The 18,116-nt window shown below is 65.8% G+C and carries 21 protein-coding genes and 1 pseudogene; 18 read left to right on the top strand and 4 right to left on the bottom strand.

Translation table 11 applies throughout. The features are described 5' to 3' along the window. Positions 1-2 precede the first annotated feature (2 nt). Positions 3-1,091: a helix-turn-helix domain-containing protein gene (locus ACSSVZ_RS06620; RefSeq protein ID WP_453969007.1), complete on the bottom strand. Its 1,089-nt coding sequence runs from the start codon at positions 1,089-1,091 to the stop codon at positions 3-5. Position 1,092: 1 nt separating this feature from the next. Further along, positions 1,093-1,689 (bottom strand): hypothetical protein, encoded by a 597-nt coding sequence (locus ACSSVZ_RS06625; protein WP_453969008.1) that lies wholly within the window; start codon positions 1,687-1,689, stop codon positions 1,093-1,095. Between the two features lie 220 nt (positions 1,690-1,909). On the opposite strand from ACSSVZ_RS06625, the gene ACSSVZ_RS06630 reads away from it, so the two are divergent. The 7 genes and pseudogenes from ACSSVZ_RS06630 (at position 1,910) to ACSSVZ_RS06660 (ending at position 9,812) form a co-directional block, all read left to right on the top strand. Beyond that, positions 1,910-3,106: a DUF932 domain-containing protein gene (locus tag ACSSVZ_RS06630; protein WP_453969009.1), complete on the top strand. Its 1,197-nt coding sequence runs from the start codon at positions 1,910-1,912 to the stop codon at positions 3,104-3,106. Positions 3,107-3,279: 173 nt separating this feature from the next. After that, entirely contained in the window at positions 3,280-5,343 is a 2,064-nt protein-coding gene (locus ACSSVZ_RS06635) for a ParB/RepB/Spo0J family partition protein (protein ID WP_453969010.1), read from the top strand. A gap of 91 nt (positions 5,344-5,434) precedes the next feature. Next, positions 5,435-6,472: a DUF7146 domain-containing protein gene (locus ACSSVZ_RS06640; protein ID WP_453969011.1), complete on the top strand. Its 1,038-nt coding sequence runs from the start codon at positions 5,435-5,437 to the stop codon at positions 6,470-6,472. A 303-nt stretch (positions 6,473-6,775) separates the two neighbouring features. Beyond that, positions 6,776-7,699: a DUF2493 domain-containing protein gene (locus tag ACSSVZ_RS06645; RefSeq protein ID WP_453969012.1), complete on the top strand. Its 924-nt coding sequence runs from the start codon at positions 6,776-6,778 to the stop codon at positions 7,697-7,699. A gap of 387 nt (positions 7,700-8,086) precedes the next feature. Then, on the top strand, positions 8,087-8,254 hold the full coding sequence (locus ACSSVZ_RS06650) for a hypothetical protein (RefSeq protein ID WP_229644176.1): 168 nt from the start codon (positions 8,087-8,089) through the stop codon (positions 8,252-8,254). A 137-nt stretch (positions 8,255-8,391) separates the two neighbouring features. Then, positions 8,392-8,832 (top strand): annotated as a pseudogene (locus ACSSVZ_RS06655) (hypothetical protein). A gap of 650 nt (positions 8,833-9,482) precedes the next feature. Continuing rightward, complete coding sequence (locus ACSSVZ_RS06660) at positions 9,483-9,812, top strand: DUF736 domain-containing protein (protein ID WP_453969013.1); 330 nt, start codon at positions 9,483-9,485, stop codon at positions 9,810-9,812. An 86-nt stretch (positions 9,813-9,898) separates the two neighbouring features. On the opposite strand, the gene ACSSVZ_RS06665 is transcribed toward ACSSVZ_RS06660, so the two are convergent. Continuing rightward, positions 9,899-10,747 carry a sulfite exporter TauE/SafE family protein gene (locus ACSSVZ_RS06665; RefSeq protein ID WP_453969014.1) on the bottom strand — a complete coding sequence of 283 codons (849 nt, stop codon included), beginning with the start codon at positions 10,745-10,747 and terminating at the stop codon, positions 9,899-9,901. Between the two features lie 227 nt (positions 10,748-10,974). Between ACSSVZ_RS06665 and ACSSVZ_RS06670 the strand changes: the two genes are divergently transcribed. Further along, positions 10,975-11,928, top strand: a complete 954-nt coding sequence (locus tag ACSSVZ_RS06670; RefSeq protein ID WP_453969015.1) for a substrate-binding domain-containing protein — start codon at positions 10,975-10,977, stop codon at positions 11,926-11,928. A 180-nt stretch (positions 11,929-12,108) separates the two neighbouring features. On the opposite strand, the gene ACSSVZ_RS06675 is transcribed toward ACSSVZ_RS06670, so the two are convergent. Then, positions 12,109-12,327 (bottom strand): helix-turn-helix domain-containing protein, encoded by a 219-nt coding sequence (locus ACSSVZ_RS06675; protein ID WP_138397488.1) that lies wholly within the window; start codon positions 12,325-12,327, stop codon positions 12,109-12,111. A 207-nt stretch (positions 12,328-12,534) separates the two neighbouring features. On the opposite strand from ACSSVZ_RS06675, the gene ACSSVZ_RS06680 reads away from it, so the two are divergent. The 10 genes from ACSSVZ_RS06680 (at position 12,535) to ACSSVZ_RS06725 (ending at position 18,069) form a co-directional block, all read left to right on the top strand. Continuing rightward, entirely contained in the window at positions 12,535-12,792 is a 258-nt protein-coding gene (locus ACSSVZ_RS06680; RefSeq protein WP_453969016.1) for a DNA -binding domain-containing protein, read from the top strand. A gap of 127 nt (positions 12,793-12,919) precedes the next feature. Continuing rightward, the gene (locus tag ACSSVZ_RS06685) at positions 12,920-13,264 is read left to right on the top strand and encodes a transcriptional regulator domain-containing protein (protein WP_453969017.1); all 345 of its coding nucleotides are present in this window, start codon (positions 12,920-12,922) and stop codon (positions 13,262-13,264) included. Then, positions 13,185-13,688 (top strand): DUF2285 domain-containing protein, encoded by a 504-nt coding sequence (locus ACSSVZ_RS06690; RefSeq protein WP_453969018.1) that lies wholly within the window; start codon positions 13,185-13,187, stop codon positions 13,686-13,688. Before ACSSVZ_RS06685 ends, ACSSVZ_RS06690 begins: the two co-directional genes overlap by 80 nt. A gap of 140 nt (positions 13,689-13,828) precedes the next feature. Further along, positions 13,829-14,110: a helix-turn-helix transcriptional regulator gene (locus tag ACSSVZ_RS06695; protein WP_149578527.1), complete on the top strand. Its 282-nt coding sequence runs from the start codon at positions 13,829-13,831 to the stop codon at positions 14,108-14,110. A 15-nt stretch (positions 14,111-14,125) separates the two neighbouring features. Then, a complete protein-coding gene (locus ACSSVZ_RS06700; RefSeq protein WP_453969019.1) occupies positions 14,126-15,280 on the top strand; it encodes a replication initiator protein A in 1,155 nt (384 codons plus the stop codon). Beyond that, entirely contained in the window at positions 15,277-15,930 is a 654-nt protein-coding gene (gene parA, locus ACSSVZ_RS06705; protein ID WP_453969020.1) for a ParA family partition ATPase, read from the top strand. The genes ACSSVZ_RS06700 and parA overlap by 4 nt, the downstream gene beginning before the upstream one ends. Further along, on the top strand, positions 15,927-16,184 hold the full coding sequence (locus tag ACSSVZ_RS06710; protein WP_453969021.1) for a hypothetical protein: 258 nt from the start codon (positions 15,927-15,929) through the stop codon (positions 16,182-16,184). The genes parA and ACSSVZ_RS06710 overlap by 4 nt, the downstream gene beginning before the upstream one ends. Then, entirely contained in the window at positions 16,181-16,708 is a 528-nt protein-coding gene (locus tag ACSSVZ_RS06715) for a DUF2840 domain-containing protein (protein ID WP_453969022.1), read from the top strand. Before ACSSVZ_RS06710 ends, ACSSVZ_RS06715 begins: the two co-directional genes overlap by 4 nt. Next, a complete protein-coding gene (locus ACSSVZ_RS06720) occupies positions 16,705-17,250 on the top strand; it encodes a S26 family signal peptidase (protein WP_453969023.1) in 546 nt (181 codons plus the stop codon). Before ACSSVZ_RS06715 ends, ACSSVZ_RS06720 begins: the two co-directional genes overlap by 4 nt. A gap of 42 nt (positions 17,251-17,292) precedes the next feature. After that, positions 17,293-18,069 (top strand): lytic transglycosylase domain-containing protein, encoded by a 777-nt coding sequence (locus ACSSVZ_RS06725; protein WP_453969024.1) that lies wholly within the window; start codon positions 17,293-17,295, stop codon positions 18,067-18,069. The last annotated feature ends 47 nt before the right edge of the window (positions 18,070-18,116 follow it).

Genomic DNA, 18,116 nt, shown 5'->3' on the forward strand with positions numbered 1-18,116 from the left:
GGCTATTTGATGATGCGTAGTCCCAGCGGCCGTGTTGGTTTATCGCGCAAGACTTCTGTAAAATCATAAAAATCCGGTAGCTCAGCTTCGGTCATCGTCAATATGCGTGCAAGATCGGCTATCGAATAGCCGAGGTTCTCGATGTGGGCTCGAAGAAGACTCTTGACGATCGTCGGCTCCTCGCGCGGGAAGTCGAGCTCCGGCGGTTCAGCCATGCGAATCTTGGCGATCGAGAACTGCTGCCAGATATAGTTTTTCTGAGCCGGCGTCAGCTTGCCGGCACGGTCAGCGGCAAAGACGAGGCTGGCCATCGACACCCGCCAAACACGCTTCAGTGCGGCGAGCCTTGGGAGGTCCACACGACCAGTACCAAAGTGAGATTTGACGTCCCGTGTTGGCACCAGGAAGCAGCTGGCAAAGTCGTTTGCTTCCTTTTCCATGGTCGGCGTCGGGAACCGGTGCATCACGATGTGCCCCAGCTCGTGGCTCAGCGTGAAGCGCATCCGATCAGCCGGCTGGTCGCTGTTGAGAACGATAAGCGGCGGCAGGCCGGGTACACGGAAGGTTACGCCGGACACAGACGATCCGCCCATGAAGGAATGCACGACGACAACGCCGGCCTCTTCCAGTAGTGCGGTGAGGTTCTTCACCGGTCCAGTAGGCATCATCCAGTGCCTGCGCAACAAACCCGCTACCGTCTCCGGGTCACCATATTCCTCGATATCCAGTTGCGGGATGGTGCGGCTAGGATTGATTTCCGCGGCCTGCAGCAATCGGCGGAGATGCATGATGCGAACGTTGAGCTCGGCAATGACAGCGTCGAGCTCGCCGGCGGAGACGTCCGCTTTCTTGCGCCACATGGGATGCACCGAAACTGGCGCACCATAGACGGTATCTGTCAGTACGAAAAAGCCTTCCGGCACCCGGAAAGCCGTTGCCGCCTTTTCGATGAAAGTCTGCGACGGCTCCTTGGCGTCGTTTTCGATGCGGGACAGATCCGACGGCGAGACGCCCAGCTGCTGGGCCGCCTCGTTCTGGCGGATACCTCTCCTCTGCCGCGCAAGACGGAGCATCGCTCCTGAAAATGGCATGCTACTCGTCGTCCTTCGTGTCTGTCTTTGGCACTGGCCTCACGGTGACCAGAGGCGCCGTCCTGGCAGGTGCGGTAGGGTCGACCGGAATATCGAACGGCAGCGTGGCGATATCAGGCTCGCTACCCATCGGGTAGCCCCAGAGCCGATGCTTTCCGTCTCGGGCGGTCACCTCGACACGATCAAGCTTGGTGCGCAGCCGGTTTTCGTACCACAGCAACTCGACCTTCATCGCCTCAGGCATGCCGAGCAGATCGACCTGGGCATCAATGAAATCATCATTGGCCTGGGTATCGATGTTGCTGCCCAGTCCCCTTGCCGAGCCGTGCTTGAATCGCAGCAACACGCGATCTTTGAAAAGATAGCGCACGCTCTTATCGTGCGCGATGCGGCTCACCCCGGGCATGTCGTCCAACTCGCCCCCGGCTTCCTGGACGATGAAGTCATGCATCATGCCCGTTCCGGTCCTGGCGAAGACCAGAGATGGCCAATCCGGGTTCGAGACCAGCCGATCCCACGCCCTGAGGTGCACGGCCATCAACGGCTCTTCGAAGTCTTTCAACACTCGGTACACTTCGTCGGCGTCGGGATAGCTCACGGTGGCGACTCACCTTGTTATCGATGATTGATCAATACCCCGGAATTTTCGTAAATCAAACGAAAAAATTTCAGGAATGTTGCTGCCTCGGCCTGTCGAACGGTCGTTTTAAGGCGGTGCGAGAGCTTCGCTCCCCGATAGAGTGAGAGTTCGGTCCGGATTTCCGTGACGGGTTGAGGGCTGGGAGAGAGGCTTCCGGCGCCCGTCATGGAGACGACCTATGGCCCAGGTGGAGATTCTGGACGCGGCGCCTGCAGGTGCCGGCGCCTATAAGGTGGATGTGAGCCGGGGCGAGCGGAACGGCCGCGTGTCCTCGGAGTGGTTCTCCCGGCCGGCGGACGAGCGCTATCTGTCCCTGTCTGAGCTGTACGGCGCGGTGCGCGGGCGGTCCGACCGGAGCCGGACGCGCACTGTGGAGAGCGCCGCCATCCGCGTCGAGGCGGGCCGAGAGGCGCCGGACCGGCTGATGCTCGCGCTGCCGGGGACGGAGGCTCCCGTTGCCCCTACCCATTGGAGTTTTGGCCAGCTCGCGAGCCTCGTTGGGGCACCGGCATCTTATCTGCGGCAGCTTCCCGCGCCGCTCGCCGGCATCAACCTGCAGCACGGGTTACTGACGCACCGCGCCGAGCAGGTGAAGACGCTGGAGGTGGAGGATGGCCGCATTGAGCTCCGGGCAGTGACCGGCCCCGACTACGGCCGCATCTATGACCATGAGCTGGTGGACGCCGTGCGCCGCATTGCCGGCAACGGCACGGGCGATACCCGCTGGAAGGTGCCGGGTGTGCTCGATTGGTCGACCGGCATCTACAATCCCCGCGTCGACATCACGAAGGACACCACCACGCTCTACGCCTCCGACCGGGACGTCTTCCTGTTCCTGGTGGACGACCTGAACCCAATCGAAGCCGGGCGGCTGCCTGATGGCTCTCCCGACCTCTTCTTCCGTGGCTTCTATTGCTGGAACTCAGAGGTGGGCGCCAAGACGCTCGGCATCGCCAGTTTCTATCTGCGGGCGGTGTGCCAGAACCGCAACCTGTGGGGTGTCGAGGATTTCGAGGAGATCACCATCCGGCACTCCAAGTATGCCGCGTCCCGCTTCGCCCATCAGGCAGCGCCGGCCCTGGAGCGCTTCGCCAATTCCTCGCCCATGCCCTTCGTCAACGGCATCAGGGCGGCGCGCGAGCGCATCGTGGCGCGCACCGACGAGGACCGCATTGAGTTCCTGCGTCGCAAGGGCTTCTCCAAAGCCGAGACGCAGAAGGTGATCGAGACCGTGCTCGCCGAGGAGGGCCGCAAGCCGGAGAGCATCTTCGACTTCGTGCAGGGCATCACCGCGGTGGCGCGGGACAAGCCGCACCAGGATGCGCGCCTCGATCTGGAGGCCCGGGCGAAGAAGCTGCTCGATCGCGCCGCCTGAGATCCGCAAAGCCTGAGATGCGGATTGCGGTGTTTCTGGCTCCGTGTCGTTCCAGGTTTCCGGATTGTCGGCTTTACGGCGCCGTCCTCAGAGGCAGAGGGCGGCGCCGTGTTTCGTGACGGGTTGGAGGCCAGAGAGAGGTTCTCCGGCCGCCCGTCGCGGAGAAGCATCCCATGGCCACGGCTGTTCAGAAGATCACCCTTTCGTCCTCGCGGGACATTCCCTTCAACAGGCTGGTGCTCAGCCAGTCCAACGTCCGTCGGGTGAAGGCCGGCGTCTCCATCGAGGAACTCGCCGAGGACATCGCCCGGCGGGGCCTGCTCCAGGGCCTCAATGTCCGAGCCGTGATCGATGCGGATGGCGTCGAGACCGGCATGTATGAAATCCCGGCCGGCGGGCGGCGCTTTCGGGCGCTGGAGCTGCTGGTGAAGCGCAAGCGTCTTGCCAAGACCGCGCCCGTGCCCTGCATCATGCGCGAGGGCGGCATCGCCGAGGAGGATTCCCTCGCCGAGAACGTCCAGCGGGCTCCCCTCCATCCCCTCGACCAGTTCCGTGCCTTCCTCGCCTTGCGCAAGAAAGGCCAGTCCGAGGAGGAGATCGCGGCGGCTTTCTTCGTCTCGGTGGCGGTGGTGAAGCAGCGGTTGAAGCTCGCCTCCGTGTCGCCGAAGCTGCTCGACGTCTACGCCGAGGACGGCCTCACCCTCGACCAGCTCATGGCCTTCACCGTGTCGGGCGATCACGCGCGGCAGGAGCAGGTGCTGGAGCGTCTCGCCCAGGCTTACGACAAGCAGCCCTATGTCGTCCGGCGCATGCTGACGGAGGGCGCCGTCCGAGCCAGCGACAAGCGGGCCCGGTTCATCGGCATCGAGGCCTATGAGACGGCCGGTGGCACGGTGCTGCGCGACCTGTTCCAGGGGGACGACGGCGGCTGGCTGCAGGATGTCACCCTCGTCGATCGCATGGTGGCGGAGAAGCTCGCCATTGAGGCCGACGGGATCCGCGGCGAAGGCTGGAAGTGGACCGAAGTGGCGCCGGACTTCGCCTATGGCCACACCTACGGCCTGCGCCAGCTGCGGGGTGAGCTCACGCCGCTGACTGAAGAGGAGGAGGCGGCTCGGGCGACGGCCCAGGCCGCATATGATCGCCTCTCCGAAGAACATGCCGATGCCGACGAGCTTCCCGAGGAGGTCGATGCGCGGCTCGGTGAGCTCGAGGCGGTGCTGGAGGCCTTCGAGACGCGACCCCTCGCGTTCGATCCGGCGGAGGTCGGCCGCGCCGGCGCCTTCGTCAGCATCGCCCAGGACGGCAAGCTCCGGGTGGAGCGGGGCTATGTCCGCCCGGAGGACGAGGTGCCGGTCGAAGAGGAGCATGCCACTTCCACCGAGACCGATGATGCAAACCATGTGGCATCGACTTCTCTCCAGGAGGCGGCCACACCCGATGCCCCTGCTGAGCCCGAGGAGGAAGACGGCCTCGCCCCGATCTCCGACCGGCTGCTCACGGAGCTGACCACCCATCGCACCCTCGGCCTGCGCCATGCGCTGGGCGAGCAGCCCGATGTGGCCTTCCTCGCGGCGGTCCACGCTCTCACGCTGAAGGCCTTCTACGTCTACGGCTCGGACAGCTGCCTCGAGCTCGATCTGAAAAGCGTGTCTTTCAACGCCCAGGCGCCGGGTCTCAACGACAGCGTCTCGGCAGAGGCCATCCGCATCCGGCACGAAAGCTGGGCCAAGGTGTTGCCCAAGGAACCGGTCGCACTCTGGGACACCCTGAGCGACTGGGACCACGACAGCCGCGCTGCCTTGTTCGCCCATGTGGTGAGCCTCTCGGTCAATGCGGTGCATGAGGCCTGGAACCGTCGTCCACGCGCCTTCGCCCATGCCGACAGGCTGGCGCAGGCGGTGTCGCTCGACATGGCGGCGGCCGGATGGAAGCCCACCGTCGACACCTTCCTCGGCCGGGTGACCAAGGCCCGCATTCTGCAGGCGGTGACCGAGGCCAAGGGGGAACGTGCGGCGGAGCGGATTGCCCACCTCAAGAAGGGCGACATGGCGCGGGAGGCTGAAACCCTTCTCGCCGACAGCGGCTGGCTCCCGGAGGCGCTGCGGACCCAGCCCTCCGACACCGCCGGCGAAGAGACGGCGGAGACCGACGGCGAAACGGCCATGGCCGACAGCGAGGACCTCGCCGACACTGAGGAGCCCGAAGCGATCTCCTCCTCGATCGCTGCCGAATAATCCTCCCCGGGCAACCTGGCCCGCCGCCTGTGGCTCCGCGATCCCCCTGTCGCGTGGCCCGGACGGCGGGCCTTTCTGTTGGAGCGTCCCCATGTCGGATGCGGCCCATGATCTGGCCCACAGGCTCGGCCGACAGGCAGAGGCGGTCTGTCGCCATTATCTCTCCGCCGGCCGGCGGCAGGGGCACTATTGGCAGGTGGGCGATGTCCGCAATGCGCCCGGCCGCTCGATGTTCGTGCGGCTGCGAGACTGTGCGAAAGGCCCCGCCGGCAAATGGACCGATGCAGCGACGGGAGAGCACGGTGATCTCCTCGACGTGATCCGGGAAAGTCGGGGCCTGTCCCACTTCACCGATGTGGCTGCAGAGGCTCAATCATTTCTTCGCCTTCCACCGACCTCCCGAAACAAGAAAGCTCCCAATTGCGGGAAACGATCCTCCTCGCGAGACCCCGTCACCTCGGCTCGCCGGCTCTTCGCCGCCGCAGAGCCTATTCCGGGCACAATCGTAGAGGCGTATCTACGGAACCGCGGCATCACGGCTTTGCACGAAACCGGAAGCCTGCGCTTTCACCCGCGCTGCTATTACCGGTCCGATGCGCACACCCCCATCCGGCCCTTACCGGCCATGGTCGCGGCCGTCACCGATCTCAGCGGACAGATCACGGGCGTGCATCGAACATGGCTCGCTCCGAACGGGTCGGACAAGGCAGCCATCACCACGCCCCGGCGCGCCATGGGTCACCTGCTGGAGCATGCCGTTCGCTTCGGCGGGGCTGACGACGTGATAGCCGTCGGAGAGGGCATCGAAACCATCCTCTCCGTGCGCACGGCGCTGCCCAACCTTCCGATGGCAGCGGCGCTCTCGGCCACACACCTTGCCGCCATCGCCTTCCCCCCCGGCCTGCGGCGGCTCTACATCGTGCGCGACAGCGATCCGGCCGGCGACAGGGCGCGAGATAGCCTCATTGCACGAGCGGACGCTGCCACGATCGAGGCCATCGTGCTCTCCCCAGCTCTCGGAGACTTCAACGAGGATCTGCGCGCCTTTGGGGTCGATGCCGTTCGGGCCGGAATCCGAGCTCAGGTCGCAGCAGAGGACGTTTCCCGATTCATGGTGCTGCGCCTGTAGTCCCGCTCAAGGAAGAGAGGGCACGGTCTCGCCTGCGCATTGATGCTTCCCGTCATCGGAGAGGACCACATCCTGGCCTTCCAGAGGGCGATCGGCCAGCAAACGTGCCGGCCCAACAATGGCTGCGGCCGACGATTTTCCGGCGGCGCTGCGCGCCTTTCCATCGCGAAGCAAAATCCCCGGCCTTCGCCATCCTCCGCTGCGCTCCGGCCCCGCGCGTCCCGCGGGGTGCAGGTCCGTCCCGCCCGCCGGCTTCGTCGCCATGAAGGCCGCAAGGCTGCGGTCCAACCGACGGAGCATCCCATGGGCGCCGAGCACGACGAACCCCGCCACACCTCTTCTCCCACCGATCACCTGCTGCAGGAACTCCAGCTCTACGGCTACCGCCCATTTGACGACGAGCCCGATCCCCGGCCGCTTCCCGAGGCCGATCGCATCACCGGCGCCATCACCGACATCTTCGACGCCCTCATCGTGACGCTGCAGGACACCCGCCTCGAGCCGGACCTTCCCGACCTCCTGTGGTCCACCGTCCATCTCTTCCACCGGGCCGCCGGCCGGATCTCGGGCACCCTTGACGATAACGAGCAGGGCCAGCGCCGCAGCCAGCAGGAGCAGGATGGCAGCGAGGTGCGCTCGGTGGAACTGGAACGCCTCATCGCCGAGGGGCAGAGCCTCGTGGAGCGCCGCGACGCCTTCGAGCTGATGCGCGACGAAGCCGCCGACGCCTTCGAGCGCCACACCGGCTCAGTCTGGCGCCCACGCACCGGATCCCTGGTGAACCATCGCAATCTGACTTCCGCTCTCATCGACAGCCGCGACTTCCTCACCGCCCGCAGGCGCTCGGAGACCGAGGTGCTGATGCCCGCAGGTCCGAAGATCGCCTTCTCCGGTGGTGACACGGCCGATCACAAGCTCATCTGGGCCAAGCTCGACCAAGTGCACGCCAAACACCCCGATATGGTGCTGCTGCACGGCGGTTCGCCCAAGGGCGCCGAGCGGATCGCCGCCTGCTGGGCCGATGCGCGCAAGGTGCCCCAGGTCGCGTTTAAGCCGGACTGGACGAAGCACGCCAAGGCCGCGCCCTTCAAGCGCAATGACCAGATGCTCGCGGTGATGCCCATCGGGGTCATCGTCTTCCCCGGCACCGGCATCCAGGACAATCTCGCCGACAAGGCCCGCAAGCTCGGCATCCCGGTCTATCGGTTCGGGTCGGGCGGCGCGTGAGCGCTGCCCCTTTCTCGACCATCGCAATCGAATTTCACGAGCCCTGAACGTTTCTCATGAAAGTGCTGGCTCCGTTATCGATTTTCACCGGACTGACGAGCAGGACCTGTACTCATCAGACGTGGACCTGAACAAAGCCTCCAGAGCCTGCTTATGCAGGGAGACGGCCGCACCTGCCGATCTTCGAGCGACGATCCACCCCCCGCTTTTCTTGCGCTGTTCCTTGGTCCGGCCGAGGGCCTGACGCCATCAACCCGCAAGGGGTCGGCTACGCACAGCGTGCCGCCGCTCGTGCTTCGCCGTCGCGGTGATTGCGGCCCTCGGCCGGACCCGTCGGGAGCCTGTCAGCGGGGGGTGGTCCTCCGCTTCGAGCAGGAGCCGGACCCCATGTCCTCCACCGATGCGCAAGCCTTCGCCCTCAGCCTCGCCAAGACCCTGATGGTCGTCATCGTGATCTTCCGCGCCGGCGACGGCAGCCTCTCGGTCGTACCAGCCGACGAGTTCGACGGTGACGCCTCGCAGATCGTCCGTGAAATCGATCCCTTCGCCAGATAGCGGAGGTGTACGCATGACGTGCCGGGTATCCCCCTTACTGGGATTCCGGCATGCATTTTCTCTTGCTATGCTGCTGATCGCGCCGTGGTGGTGGTGGAAGGCGCGACCGTCAGAGCTGTCCTCACGGAGACACCACCATGATTTTCCTCGGCATCCTGCTTGGTCTCGCCGCCATCGTCTTATTCTGCTGGCTGCTGTTTACGCTCGCCGTCTTCGCGCTGCCGTTCTTCGCCGCCGTCAGCGCCGGCACTTGGGCATACCAAACCGGCGCGGGCTGGCTCGGTGCGATTGTCGTTGGCCTGATCGCCGGCGGCATCACGCTCGGCATCGGCCAGGTTCTGCTCGTGATCGTGCGTCCGATGTGGGTGCGCCTCCCCATTGCGCTCGCCTTCGTCATCCCGGCCGTCATCGCCGGCTATCACGCCACGTAGGGTATCGCGAAGCTCGCCATGCCATCCGAGACGTGGCAGATCGTCTTCTCGATCATCGGTGCTGTTGCCATCGGCATCACGACGCTGTTGCGGGTCGCGGGCATGGCAGCCGCCGGCCCGTCCAGCCGAGACCTTGCGCAGGTCTGAGCACGCTCCATGTCATTCGGCAGGGCCGGAGCCGAAAGAGCTTTTCCGCTCGCGCTGTCCGAGGATGGGGATCGGTGGCGCCCCCGCTTGCGGCAACGGCCCAAGCGGCGGTCGATCGCGATTTCTTGAGCCGAGACCACGCCTCGCGGTCAGTCGCGGACCAGCGCATGGTGGCAGCGATCTTGGCCGGTCGTAACCTTGGCTGCGGAAGCACACGGAGCCGGCCCGGAACGGGGGACGTGAAGCCGAAGAGGATCAGGCCGGTCTTCCGTGAGGTTGCGGCGGGTCGCCATCATCCCCGTTCGGTATCCGTCGGTCGACCGCTCCAAACGGCCTCTCCAATGGGCGGATCTGGCCGAAGGGCGGCTGCGCCTCGACCGCCTCTGCCGCAACGGCGCATCATGACTTTCTTCCCCTGCCGGACCCCACCCCACGCGACAGGTCGCGTGGGACCCCGAGGAGCCGTCATTCCTCGCGAGGCAAGAAAGTCCCTCTCGCGCCGTCCTCCGCTTCGCTCCGGTCGCAATCCTCACCCCATCGCGCCAGCGCGATGGGGACCCCGAGGCGATGCGGCGTCGGTCGCCTCCGGCCTTCCGATCGCCATCGAGGCCGCATGGTGCGGGCTCGGAAACGGAAGACGGAGATTTACCATGGCCACCATCGGCACCTTCAAGAAGACCGGCACGAACGAGTTCAGCGGCGAGATCGTCACCCTCAGCGTCCAGGCCAAGGGCGTGCGCATCGTCCCGGACCTGCGGACCAACGGTGAGAACGCCCCCAGCCACCGGGTCCTGGTGGGCCGGATCGAGATCGGCGCCGCCTGGTCCAAGCGCTCCAGCGAAGGCCGCGACTATCTGGGCCTCAAGCTCGACGATCCGAGCTTCAACGCCCCGATCTACGCCAACCTCTTCGACGACGAGGATAGCGACACCTTCAGCCTCATCTGGTCCCGCCCGAGCGGGCGGCGCACTGCAGACTGAAGCCACAAGAAACGCCCCGCCCGGACGGCCCGGGCGGGGCTTCCGCCAGCCGAAGCTGGATCAGTTTCGGCTCTGCTTCGGAGGCCTTATCTATGCCGCCACACCTTCACCGACGAGACGACGAGGATCAGCGCCAGGATCGGGAGAACAACCTGGTCGGGAACGAGGCCGAGGAGACGACCACCGATGAAGGTGCCCACGATGGAGCCCACCGCCATCACGGCGACGAAGGCTTTGTTCCGCACAACGGTCGCGAAGGCGCTGTCGCGGCTGTAGCGGGTGAAGGCGACGACCATGGTGGGCAAGCTCACCGCCAGTGACAGGCTGCCGGCGAGCTTGATGTCGGCGCCGAAGAGGAGCACCAGCGTCGGGATCAGCAGTTCGCCGCCGGCCACGCCCATCAGAGAGGCGACCACGCCGATGGCGAATCCCGCCACGACCCCGGCGACGATCAGCCAGGGTCCCGAAAGCAGCGCAGACGCTGCGGTCGATCCATGTCCGAACAGGAGGGCGACGGCGATCAGCACCAGCAGGGCCGCCAGGACCCTGTAGAGGGTGCGCGAGTTCAAGCGGGTGGCCCAGCCGGCACCGAACCAGGCGCCAATGAGGCTGCCCGCCAACAGGTTGAGGATGATCGGCCAGTTGGCTGCGATCGCGTCGAAGGGCACCGTCGCCGCCCGGAACGGCAGCGCGCTGGCGACGACGACTAGGCTCATGGCCTTGTTGAGGATGACCGCTTCGAGCGCCCGGAAGCGGAACGGGCCGATCAGCAGCAGCAGGCGAAACTCCGCACCTCCCAGGCCGATGAGGCCGCCGAGGATGCCGATGAGAGCGCCGCCGGCGAAGGCGGGCAGTGGCCGGCGGCTTGGGATGGCGTCATTCTCATCTCTGGGGACGGCAGGCTCGGGCGGCAGTGGAATGGATTGGTGGGACATAGTTGGGCCTCCGGCGAGGACTGCACAGCCGAGGCCGGCCTCATGCACGAAATAATATGAAACTGTATTAAATGAACGAAATAGCGGCTCGATGGCCTCTCGATCTGCATCAATCGTGACAAATAAGAGTGCTTTTACAGGAAGAGTGCAATTCTTGCGGTGGCCAATCCGCATATCTTTGTGCCAAACTGCACGAAATAATATGAAGTGATATGCGGAATTTGCCCATGGATACGCGCAACGCCCTGACCGTCGAGGACGTGGCCGAGCAGCTCAACGTCAGCCGCAGCGGCATCTATGCCTTGATCAAGAATGGGGGAATCGGCTTCTACAAGGTCGGCCGCAAGATCCGCTTCACCGAGGCCCATGTGCGCGACTATATCGAGCGCTCCGGCAGGGCCGCGCGCGCGCTCGCGCCGGCAGGCCGCCCGGCATTCGACGAGAACCGGTATTTCGACCTGTCGGCGGAGCGCCGCGCCAGGGACGGTTTCATCATCTGCGGCCAGGACCTCATCCTCGACATCCTGTCCAACTTCATGCGCATGCACGGCGTCATGGCGCTCAGGGCCTATATCGGCAGCTACGACAGCCTCGTCTCGCTCTATTATGGCAAGGTTTCCGTCGCGAGCGCCCATCTGTGGGACAGCGCAGGCGACGACTACAACGTGCCCTATGTCCGCGCCCTGCTGCCCGGCATCCGCTGTGCGGTGGTCAACGTCACCTGCCGCATGCAGGGCCTGTACGTCGCCAGCGGCAACCCCAAGACCATCCTGACGTGGCGGGACTTCGCGCGCGAGGACATCACCATGATCAACCGCGAGAAGGGGGCGGGATCACGGGTGCTGCTCGACGAGAACCTGAAGCTTCTCGGTCAATACGGCAGCCGGATCAAGGGCTACGATAACGAGAACCAATCCCACCTCGCGGTGGCGAGCGCGGTGGGCCGCGGCGACGCCGACGTGGCAGTGGGGATGGAGAAGGTCGCCCGCCAAGTGGAGAATGTCGAGTTCGTTCCGCTGAAGAAGGAGCGCTACGACCTCGTGGTCAAAAAGGAGCATCTCGACACAGCGGAGGTGGCGACCATGCTCAGCATCCTGCGCTCCGAGCGGTTCCAGAACGAGTTCAAGAGGATCGGCGGATACGACATCACCGACATCGGGAAGATCGTCGCCGAGACGTAAGACTGGATCCACTGCCGTCCTCTGCCCTGCGAATTGCCGGACCGCTCACGGGCTTTCCTCCGTCCTCCTTCAAAGCGCGCAAAATGCAGTTGCTGATCTGGTCCCGCCCCAGCGGGCGGCGCGGCGAGTGAGCCTCAGACGAGGCCCCGGCTGATCAAGCCGGCCCCCCGAGTTCACCGCTCAGTCGTTGCCGTCGGGCCGCACCAGCTCGACATGGCTGACCCCCAGCGCCTGAGCCAGCTCGTAGAGGGTGATGACCGTCGGATTGCGCCGGCCACGCTCGAGGCCGCTGATGTACTGCTGGCTGAAACCGGAGCGCGCCTCGACATCCTCCTGCGTCAGGCCTTTCTCCTGACGCAGGCGAGCGAAGTTCCGGCCGACCAGCTTGCGCATATCCATGCGCAGACGGATCGCAATTTACACACTTTGAGCTTATCAACTATAATATGTAATCAAGCGGTCCTAGCGGGTTAGAGGGCGGCAATGCCGATGCCAATCGCTCGCCGAGCGGCGCCGGGAATGCCCCGAGCGTGCGGGGCTCGCTTCACCATCCGCCGTCGTCTAGAAGGGACGAAGGCTGCGCCAGGCATGGAAACGTGGGGTGACATGACCGACGCGTTTGCAGACACCGTCCCAATCGCTCCCGAGCTCACCGACTACGACCGGGCGCACATCAAGCTCTATGCGCGCCTTTTGGACGCCACGGCGGATGGCGCCGGCTGGAAGGACATCGCCTCGGTGCTGTTCGGCATCGACGCGGCTCGGGAGCCCGAACGGGCCCGTCATGTCCATGACAGCCACCTGGTGCGGGCCCGATGGGTGGCCTCCAGCGGCTACAAGGACCTCCTCCGCCGTCCCGTCTGACGTTGCGGCCCGTTCGCAGGGGTGATGCCGCAGCCGCATCACGCGATGCTCCCCGGCCGACTTCCCCCAATACCCTCAATCCCTGATTGTCCTTGCTCGACACGCACGCTTGATGCGGAGACGAGTGATGAAGCCCGATACATCGCGCTGGCGAGAGGATGCCAGCTACAGCTATTTCGACACGCTGTCGGCGGAGGGCCTCGCCTGGGAATGCCTGCGCCGGGACCAGACCTACCAGGAGCACTATCATTCCCTCGTGAAGGCCGGCTCGGACGCCGACCCGCTCCCCCGGGAGGTGGAGCAACGCTGGGGGCTGCGATTTCGCCGCGCGGCCATCTCTCTCCGCTGTGGAACAGAATATCCCGTGGTCGCCGGTTGTCGATCCGGCCATCGTGCTTCTCGCCCAACAGCCCGCGTTTCTTCCGGGCGCGCCCAGCGTATCGTTCGGCGGCATGGTTGCGCCGCGCGATAGCACCGAGGGACGATACTGGGTCCATGGTCCGGCACCTCATGCCGCGCAGGTGCTGCTGCTGACCGGGACTCGCCCCGACGCGCCACTGGCGGCATTGGTCCCGCTGGACGTGGACACGATTGGGCGGGTGGAGGCACTGACCCGCTTCTGGCGCGCGGTCGAGGGTCGGCCGGCGATCCCCGACACTCGCATCACCGCGCAGCAGCGTGGCCGGCTGCGCACCATGATGCTGGCGGCCGATGGTCGGGCGAACGGCGCCAGCTATCGCGACATCGCCGCGGTCCTTTACGGCCCCAAGCGCGTTGCGTCCGAGCCCTGGAAAACCTCGGCGCTGCGCGACAAGGTCATCGGCCTCGTCAAAGGTGGCCTCGCCATGATCGGCGGCGGTTATCTCAAGCTCCTGCGTCATCGCAGAAGACCATAGCCGTAGCGACGGCATCCTGAGGGTGGGGATTTTCGCCCCCCTCAAATTCCCCATCCCCCTCGACGGCTGCCCTTCGCCACCGTGATCGCCATCCGCCGCTGATGACCAGCGGCCCGAGATCGCCCACGGAGGTTCGATCCATGCGACCCGACGCTGTCCCGCTGCCGCCACGCTACTTGCGCACCAAGGAAGCCGCCGTCTTCCTCAGCCTCTCGCCCCGCACGCTCGAGAAGCACCGCACCTACGGAACCGGACCCGGCTATCGCAAGCTCGGCGGACGCGTCGTCTATGCCATCGAGGACCTGCAGGCCTGGGTCGCCCGTGGCGCCGTCACCTCCACCTCCGATCCGCGCGGCTGCGTGCTGCCGGCCAAGCGCCACGCCCTGCCCGGCGTTGTCGAGCCCCACCGTTTCGCACGCTGATCGGAACCCTTCTCCATGGCGGCGCGGCATCGCTCCCAGCCGGAGCGCGGACAGCTCGATCTGTTCCGCGCGCTTCCCGGCGCGTTCGCGCCACGAGATGCGCAGGATCTCATGGCCTATCCCTTCTTCTCCCTCTCCAAGACCCATCGTATCGCGCCCATCGATTTTGCCGCCGGCGATGTCTCAATCCGGGTCGAGGCCGTGCCTGACCACGGCATGGCGACCATCTGGGACGCCGACATCCTGATCTGGGCGGCAAGCCAGATCGTGGAGGCCCGCGACGCTGGCCTGCGCACGTCGCGCTTCATGGTCGCCACCCCCTATGAAATCCTCAGGTTCGTGGGGCGCGGCACCTCGGTGCGGGACTATCAGCGCCTGAAGGCGGCGCTCGACCGGCTGCAGTCCACCACCGTGTCCACCTCGATCCGCCAGCCGGCCGAGGGACGGCGCCATCGCTTCTCCTGGATCAACGAGTGGAAGGAGCGCACCGATCGGGATGGCAGGCCCGCGGGAATCGAGCTCATCGTCCCCGACTGGTTCTATTGCGCCATCGTGGAGGACGCCCTCGTCCTCACCATCGACCGGGCGTATTTCGAGCTGACGGGTGGTCTCGACCGCTGGCTCTACCGGCTGGTGCGCAAGCACGGCGGCCGCCAGCACGCCGGCTGGCGCTTCGACTTCCGCCATCTCCACCTGAAATCGGGCAGCCTCTCGCCCTTCAAGCGCTTCGCCTTCGAGCTGCGGGACATCATCCGCCGCCAGCCGCTGCCCGGCTACACCCTGTTCCTGGAGTTTGACGCCGGTGCGCGCACGCTGCTCGCTTTCGAGCCGGCCTGTGGACAACCTGTGAATCCCTTCGTGCCATCGGGAACCCGGTGCCACGTGCCATCAGGAACCGGCCGCTCGTGCTTTCAGGAACCGAAACAGGGGTTAACCCTAAGCCCGAAAACGCAAAATCGCGCTCCTAACTTAGACTCTAACATAGAGTCTAACTTTAAAAGGCGCGCAGGCGGTGTGGATAACTACGGTCAGCCGGCCCAAAAACCCGCCAATCCGCGCACCTCTAAGGATGAAGGTCTTCCGTCTTTCCGTAAAGACGGATTTCAGGCGCAAGAACCTCTTTCCGCAACCGAGATGATGCCTGCCGACACATCGGGAGATCCCCGATGATCGTCGCGCTGCTCAACCAGAAGGGGGGCGTCGGCAAGACGACGCTCGCTTTGCACCTTGCCGGCGCGTGGGCGAGCCGTGGTCAGCGGGTCACGCTCATCGATGCGGATCCCCAGGGCTCGGCCCTGGACTGGTCGCAGCAACGCAGCCGTGAGGGCCTGCCGCGTCTGTTCGGTGTCGTCGGCCTCGCTCGTGACACGCTGCACCGGGAAGCCCCCGAGCTGGCGCGGGATGCCGACATGATCGTGATCGACGGGCCGCCCCGTGTCGCCGCCCTCATGCGCTCGGCGCTCCTCGCCGCCGACCTGGTGCTGATCCCGGTGCAGCCCTCGCCCCTCGACGGCTGGGCCTCCGCGGAGATGCTCGCGCTCCTCAATGAGGCGCGCATTTACCGACCGGCGCTGGCCGCACGCTTCGTGCTGAACCGCTGCGGTGCCCGCACGGTGCTCGCCCGTGAGACGGCCGAAACGCTGGCGGATCACGATCCGCCCGTGCTCGCAACCACCATTGGCCAGCGCGTCGCTTTCGCCATGTCGGCGCAGTCGGGGCGGCTCGTCAGCGAGCTCGATGCGGACGGGCCGGCGGCGCGGGAGGTCACGGCTCTCGCGGCGGAGATCGCCAACTTCGCCGGTTCGAGATCTTCGCCATGACGGCGCGACCCACCCGTAAGGGCTTCGCCGCGCGCCCGGCTGATCCGGAGCACTGGATCAAGGCCGCCGAGGCCAAGCCGGTAGGTGATGCCTCATCCGGCGCCTTCACCGCGCGCCTCACCATCGACGTCACGCCCGACCTGCGCGGGCGCATCAAGATCGCCGCCTTCAGTCGCGGCCAGACCGTTGCTGACATGCTCCGCGATCTCCTCGCCCGAGAATTCCCCCCGACATCAGGAGCGGCCTCATCATGAGCCAGGCGCTGCCATCCTCCGTTCCCAAACCCATCGCCCCGTCTCCCGCCGCGCCGACATCAGATCCGCTGACCCATGTGGAGCTGACCTGGATCGAGAAGCGGATCGAGAACTGGATCCGCTTCGGCCGGCCTGCGCAGGCACAAACTCTCGACCGCAGCCGCCGCATCGTATCGTTTGCGCCGAACTCCATCTTCGCCTTCGTCCGCTGGGCCGCAAACGACTTCGGCACCGTGGTGTCGCGCATCGACATCGTGCGCGCCGTCGCACCCGGCGAGGCCTACCAGACGCTGCCCTTCGTGCGCCCGGGCGGCGAAATCCTGCTACGCGCCGATGGCTGGCCGAAGGTCGAGAAGGTGCTCCAGCACATGGATGCCGTCGAGGCCATCGGCATCCACGGCGCGGATGTAGCGCCGGACCATTGGCGGCATGTCCATAACCGCCTCGCGGCAGGCCATATGCCGCGCGCCTACACGCTGGAGCGCCATGCCGCCTGGCTCAAGCGGCGGGAGTGCGAGGCATGACCCGTTTTGGCTACGTGATGGTAACCTACTTCTCTGTCATGGGCGCAGCAGCCGCTTCGTTAGTCCCCACGCCGCTCAAGATGGTGTGGAACGTCTCCGCCAGCGCGCCCGTCGGGCTCTATGCCATCGAGCCGGCGCGCAGGCTGGAGGTCACGGACCTCCTCGCCGTCACGCCGTCGGCGGTGCTCGCCCGCTTCCTGGTGGAACGCGGCTATGTGGGCGCCGGCGTCCCATTGATGAAGCGCGTGGCGGCGCTTCCCGGGCAGGAGGTCTGCCGCAGGGACCGCATCATCACCGTGGATGGCGTGGCCTACGGCGAAGCGCTGGAACGCGACCGTATGGGCCGCCCCCTACCGGTCTGGCGCGGCTGTCGGCGCGTCGCGGAAGGTGAGCTCTTCCTCATGAACTTCGACGTACCGGACAGTCTGGATGGCCGGTACTTCGGACCATTGCCCGCCAGCACCGTGATCGGCCGCGCCGTGCCGCTCTACACCGACGAGGCCGGCGACGGGCACTTCGTCTGGCGTGCGCCGACGCGCTGAGCGCCGCCTCACCTCAACCATCATCAGCTTCGCGAGGCCGCCATGCTGCGGACCGGATTGATTTCGCCTGCCGTGCACCTACTGCTGCGATCGCGCAACGGCCGTCGTGCCGCCGTCCTCCTTCTCCTTTCCGGGGTGCCCTCCGGCTGGTCGACGACGGCCGCGGCGGCTGAAGTGCAGGTGAGCCGGAACGTGTCAGCCGCCGTCGATCGCTACGCCGATTTCATCGCTGAGGCCGCGGAGCGCTTCGACATTCCAGCCACCTGGATCCGCACCGTGATGCGCGCGGAAAGCGACGGCGATGCGCGCTTGACGTCGCCGAAGGGCGCCATGGGGCTGATGCAGATCATGCCCGAGACGTGGGCCGAACTGCGCATCCATTACGGCCTCGGCGACGATCCCTACGATCCCCACGACAACATCATGGCCGGGACCGCCTATCTGCGGGAGCTGTTCGATCGCTTCGGCAATCCCGGCTTCCTCGCCGCCTACAATGCAGGTCCTGGCCGCTATGAGGCCTCGCGCAAGGGGCGTGCCCTGTCACCGGAGACGCGCACTTATGTCGACAAGCTAGTGCCAGAGATCGCGCGCGGCGAGGCCGAGCCGTCCGCATTGAAGTCGGCCGCTCCGCCGGCGGTCGAGACGCCCTCCTGGGCTCAAGCCCCCCTCTTTGCGGTGCAGCCGTTCCGCGCTTCGGCTGCAGATCCGGCGCCACACGATCGTGCCCAGCCGACGCCCGACGTACGGGATGTCTCAGCGATCGCTCCGCGCGCGGAAGGCCTCTTCGTGGCTCTTGGTGGCTCGGGAGGCGTGCAATGACCACGTCCGGGCTCATTCGCACCTCGTCGGGTTTTCTGCCGTTCAAG

The sequence above is a fragment of the Amorphus sp. MBR-141 genome (assembly GCF_053628695.1).

Coding starts and splice junctions, on each gene's coding strand:
- ACSSVZ_RS06620 (WP_453969007.1), bottom strand. CDS start 1,091: ATGCCATTTTCAGGAGCGATGCTCCGTCTTGCGCGGCAGAGGAGAGGT.
- ACSSVZ_RS06630 (WP_453969009.1), top strand. CDS start 1,910: ATGGCCCAGGTGGAGATTCTGGACGCGGCGCCTGCAGGTGCCGGCGCC.
- ACSSVZ_RS06635 (WP_453969010.1), top strand. CDS start 3,280: ATGGCCACGGCTGTTCAGAAGATCACCCTTTCGTCCTCGCGGGACATT.
- ACSSVZ_RS06640 (WP_453969011.1), top strand. CDS start 5,435: ATGTCGGATGCGGCCCATGATCTGGCCCACAGGCTCGGCCGACAGGCA.
- ACSSVZ_RS06645 (WP_453969012.1), top strand. CDS start 6,776: ATGGGCGCCGAGCACGACGAACCCCGCCACACCTCTTCTCCCACCGAT.
- ACSSVZ_RS06650 (WP_229644176.1), top strand. CDS start 8,087: ATGTCCTCCACCGATGCGCAAGCCTTCGCCCTCAGCCTCGCCAAGACC.
- ACSSVZ_RS06660 (WP_453969013.1), top strand. CDS start 9,483: ATGGCCACCATCGGCACCTTCAAGAAGACCGGCACGAACGAGTTCAGC.
- ACSSVZ_RS06665 (WP_453969014.1), bottom strand. CDS start 10,747: ATGTCCCACCAATCCATTCCACTGCCGCCCGAGCCTGCCGTCCCCAGA.
- ACSSVZ_RS06670 (WP_453969015.1), top strand. CDS start 10,975: ATGGATACGCGCAACGCCCTGACCGTCGAGGACGTGGCCGAGCAGCTC.
- ACSSVZ_RS06675 (WP_138397488.1), bottom strand. CDS start 12,327: ATGGATATGCGCAAGCTGGTCGGCCGGAACTTCGCTCGCCTGCGTCAG.
- ACSSVZ_RS06680 (WP_453969016.1), top strand. CDS start 12,535: ATGACCGACGCGTTTGCAGACACCGTCCCAATCGCTCCCGAGCTCACC.
- ACSSVZ_RS06685 (WP_453969017.1), top strand. CDS start 12,920: ATGAAGCCCGATACATCGCGCTGGCGAGAGGATGCCAGCTACAGCTAT.
- ACSSVZ_RS06695 (WP_149578527.1), top strand. CDS start 13,829: ATGCGACCCGACGCTGTCCCGCTGCCGCCACGCTACTTGCGCACCAAG.
- ACSSVZ_RS06700 (WP_453969019.1), top strand. CDS start 14,126: ATGGCGGCGCGGCATCGCTCCCAGCCGGAGCGCGGACAGCTCGATCTG.
- parA (WP_453969020.1), top strand. CDS start 15,277: ATGATCGTCGCGCTGCTCAACCAGAAGGGGGGCGTCGGCAAGACGACG.
- ACSSVZ_RS06710 (WP_453969021.1), top strand. CDS start 15,927: ATGACGGCGCGACCCACCCGTAAGGGCTTCGCCGCGCGCCCGGCTGAT.
- ACSSVZ_RS06715 (WP_453969022.1), top strand. CDS start 16,181: ATGAGCCAGGCGCTGCCATCCTCCGTTCCCAAACCCATCGCCCCGTCT.
- ACSSVZ_RS06720 (WP_453969023.1), top strand. CDS start 16,705: ATGACCCGTTTTGGCTACGTGATGGTAACCTACTTCTCTGTCATGGGC.
- ACSSVZ_RS06725 (WP_453969024.1), top strand. CDS start 17,293: ATGCTGCGGACCGGATTGATTTCGCCTGCCGTGCACCTACTGCTGCGA.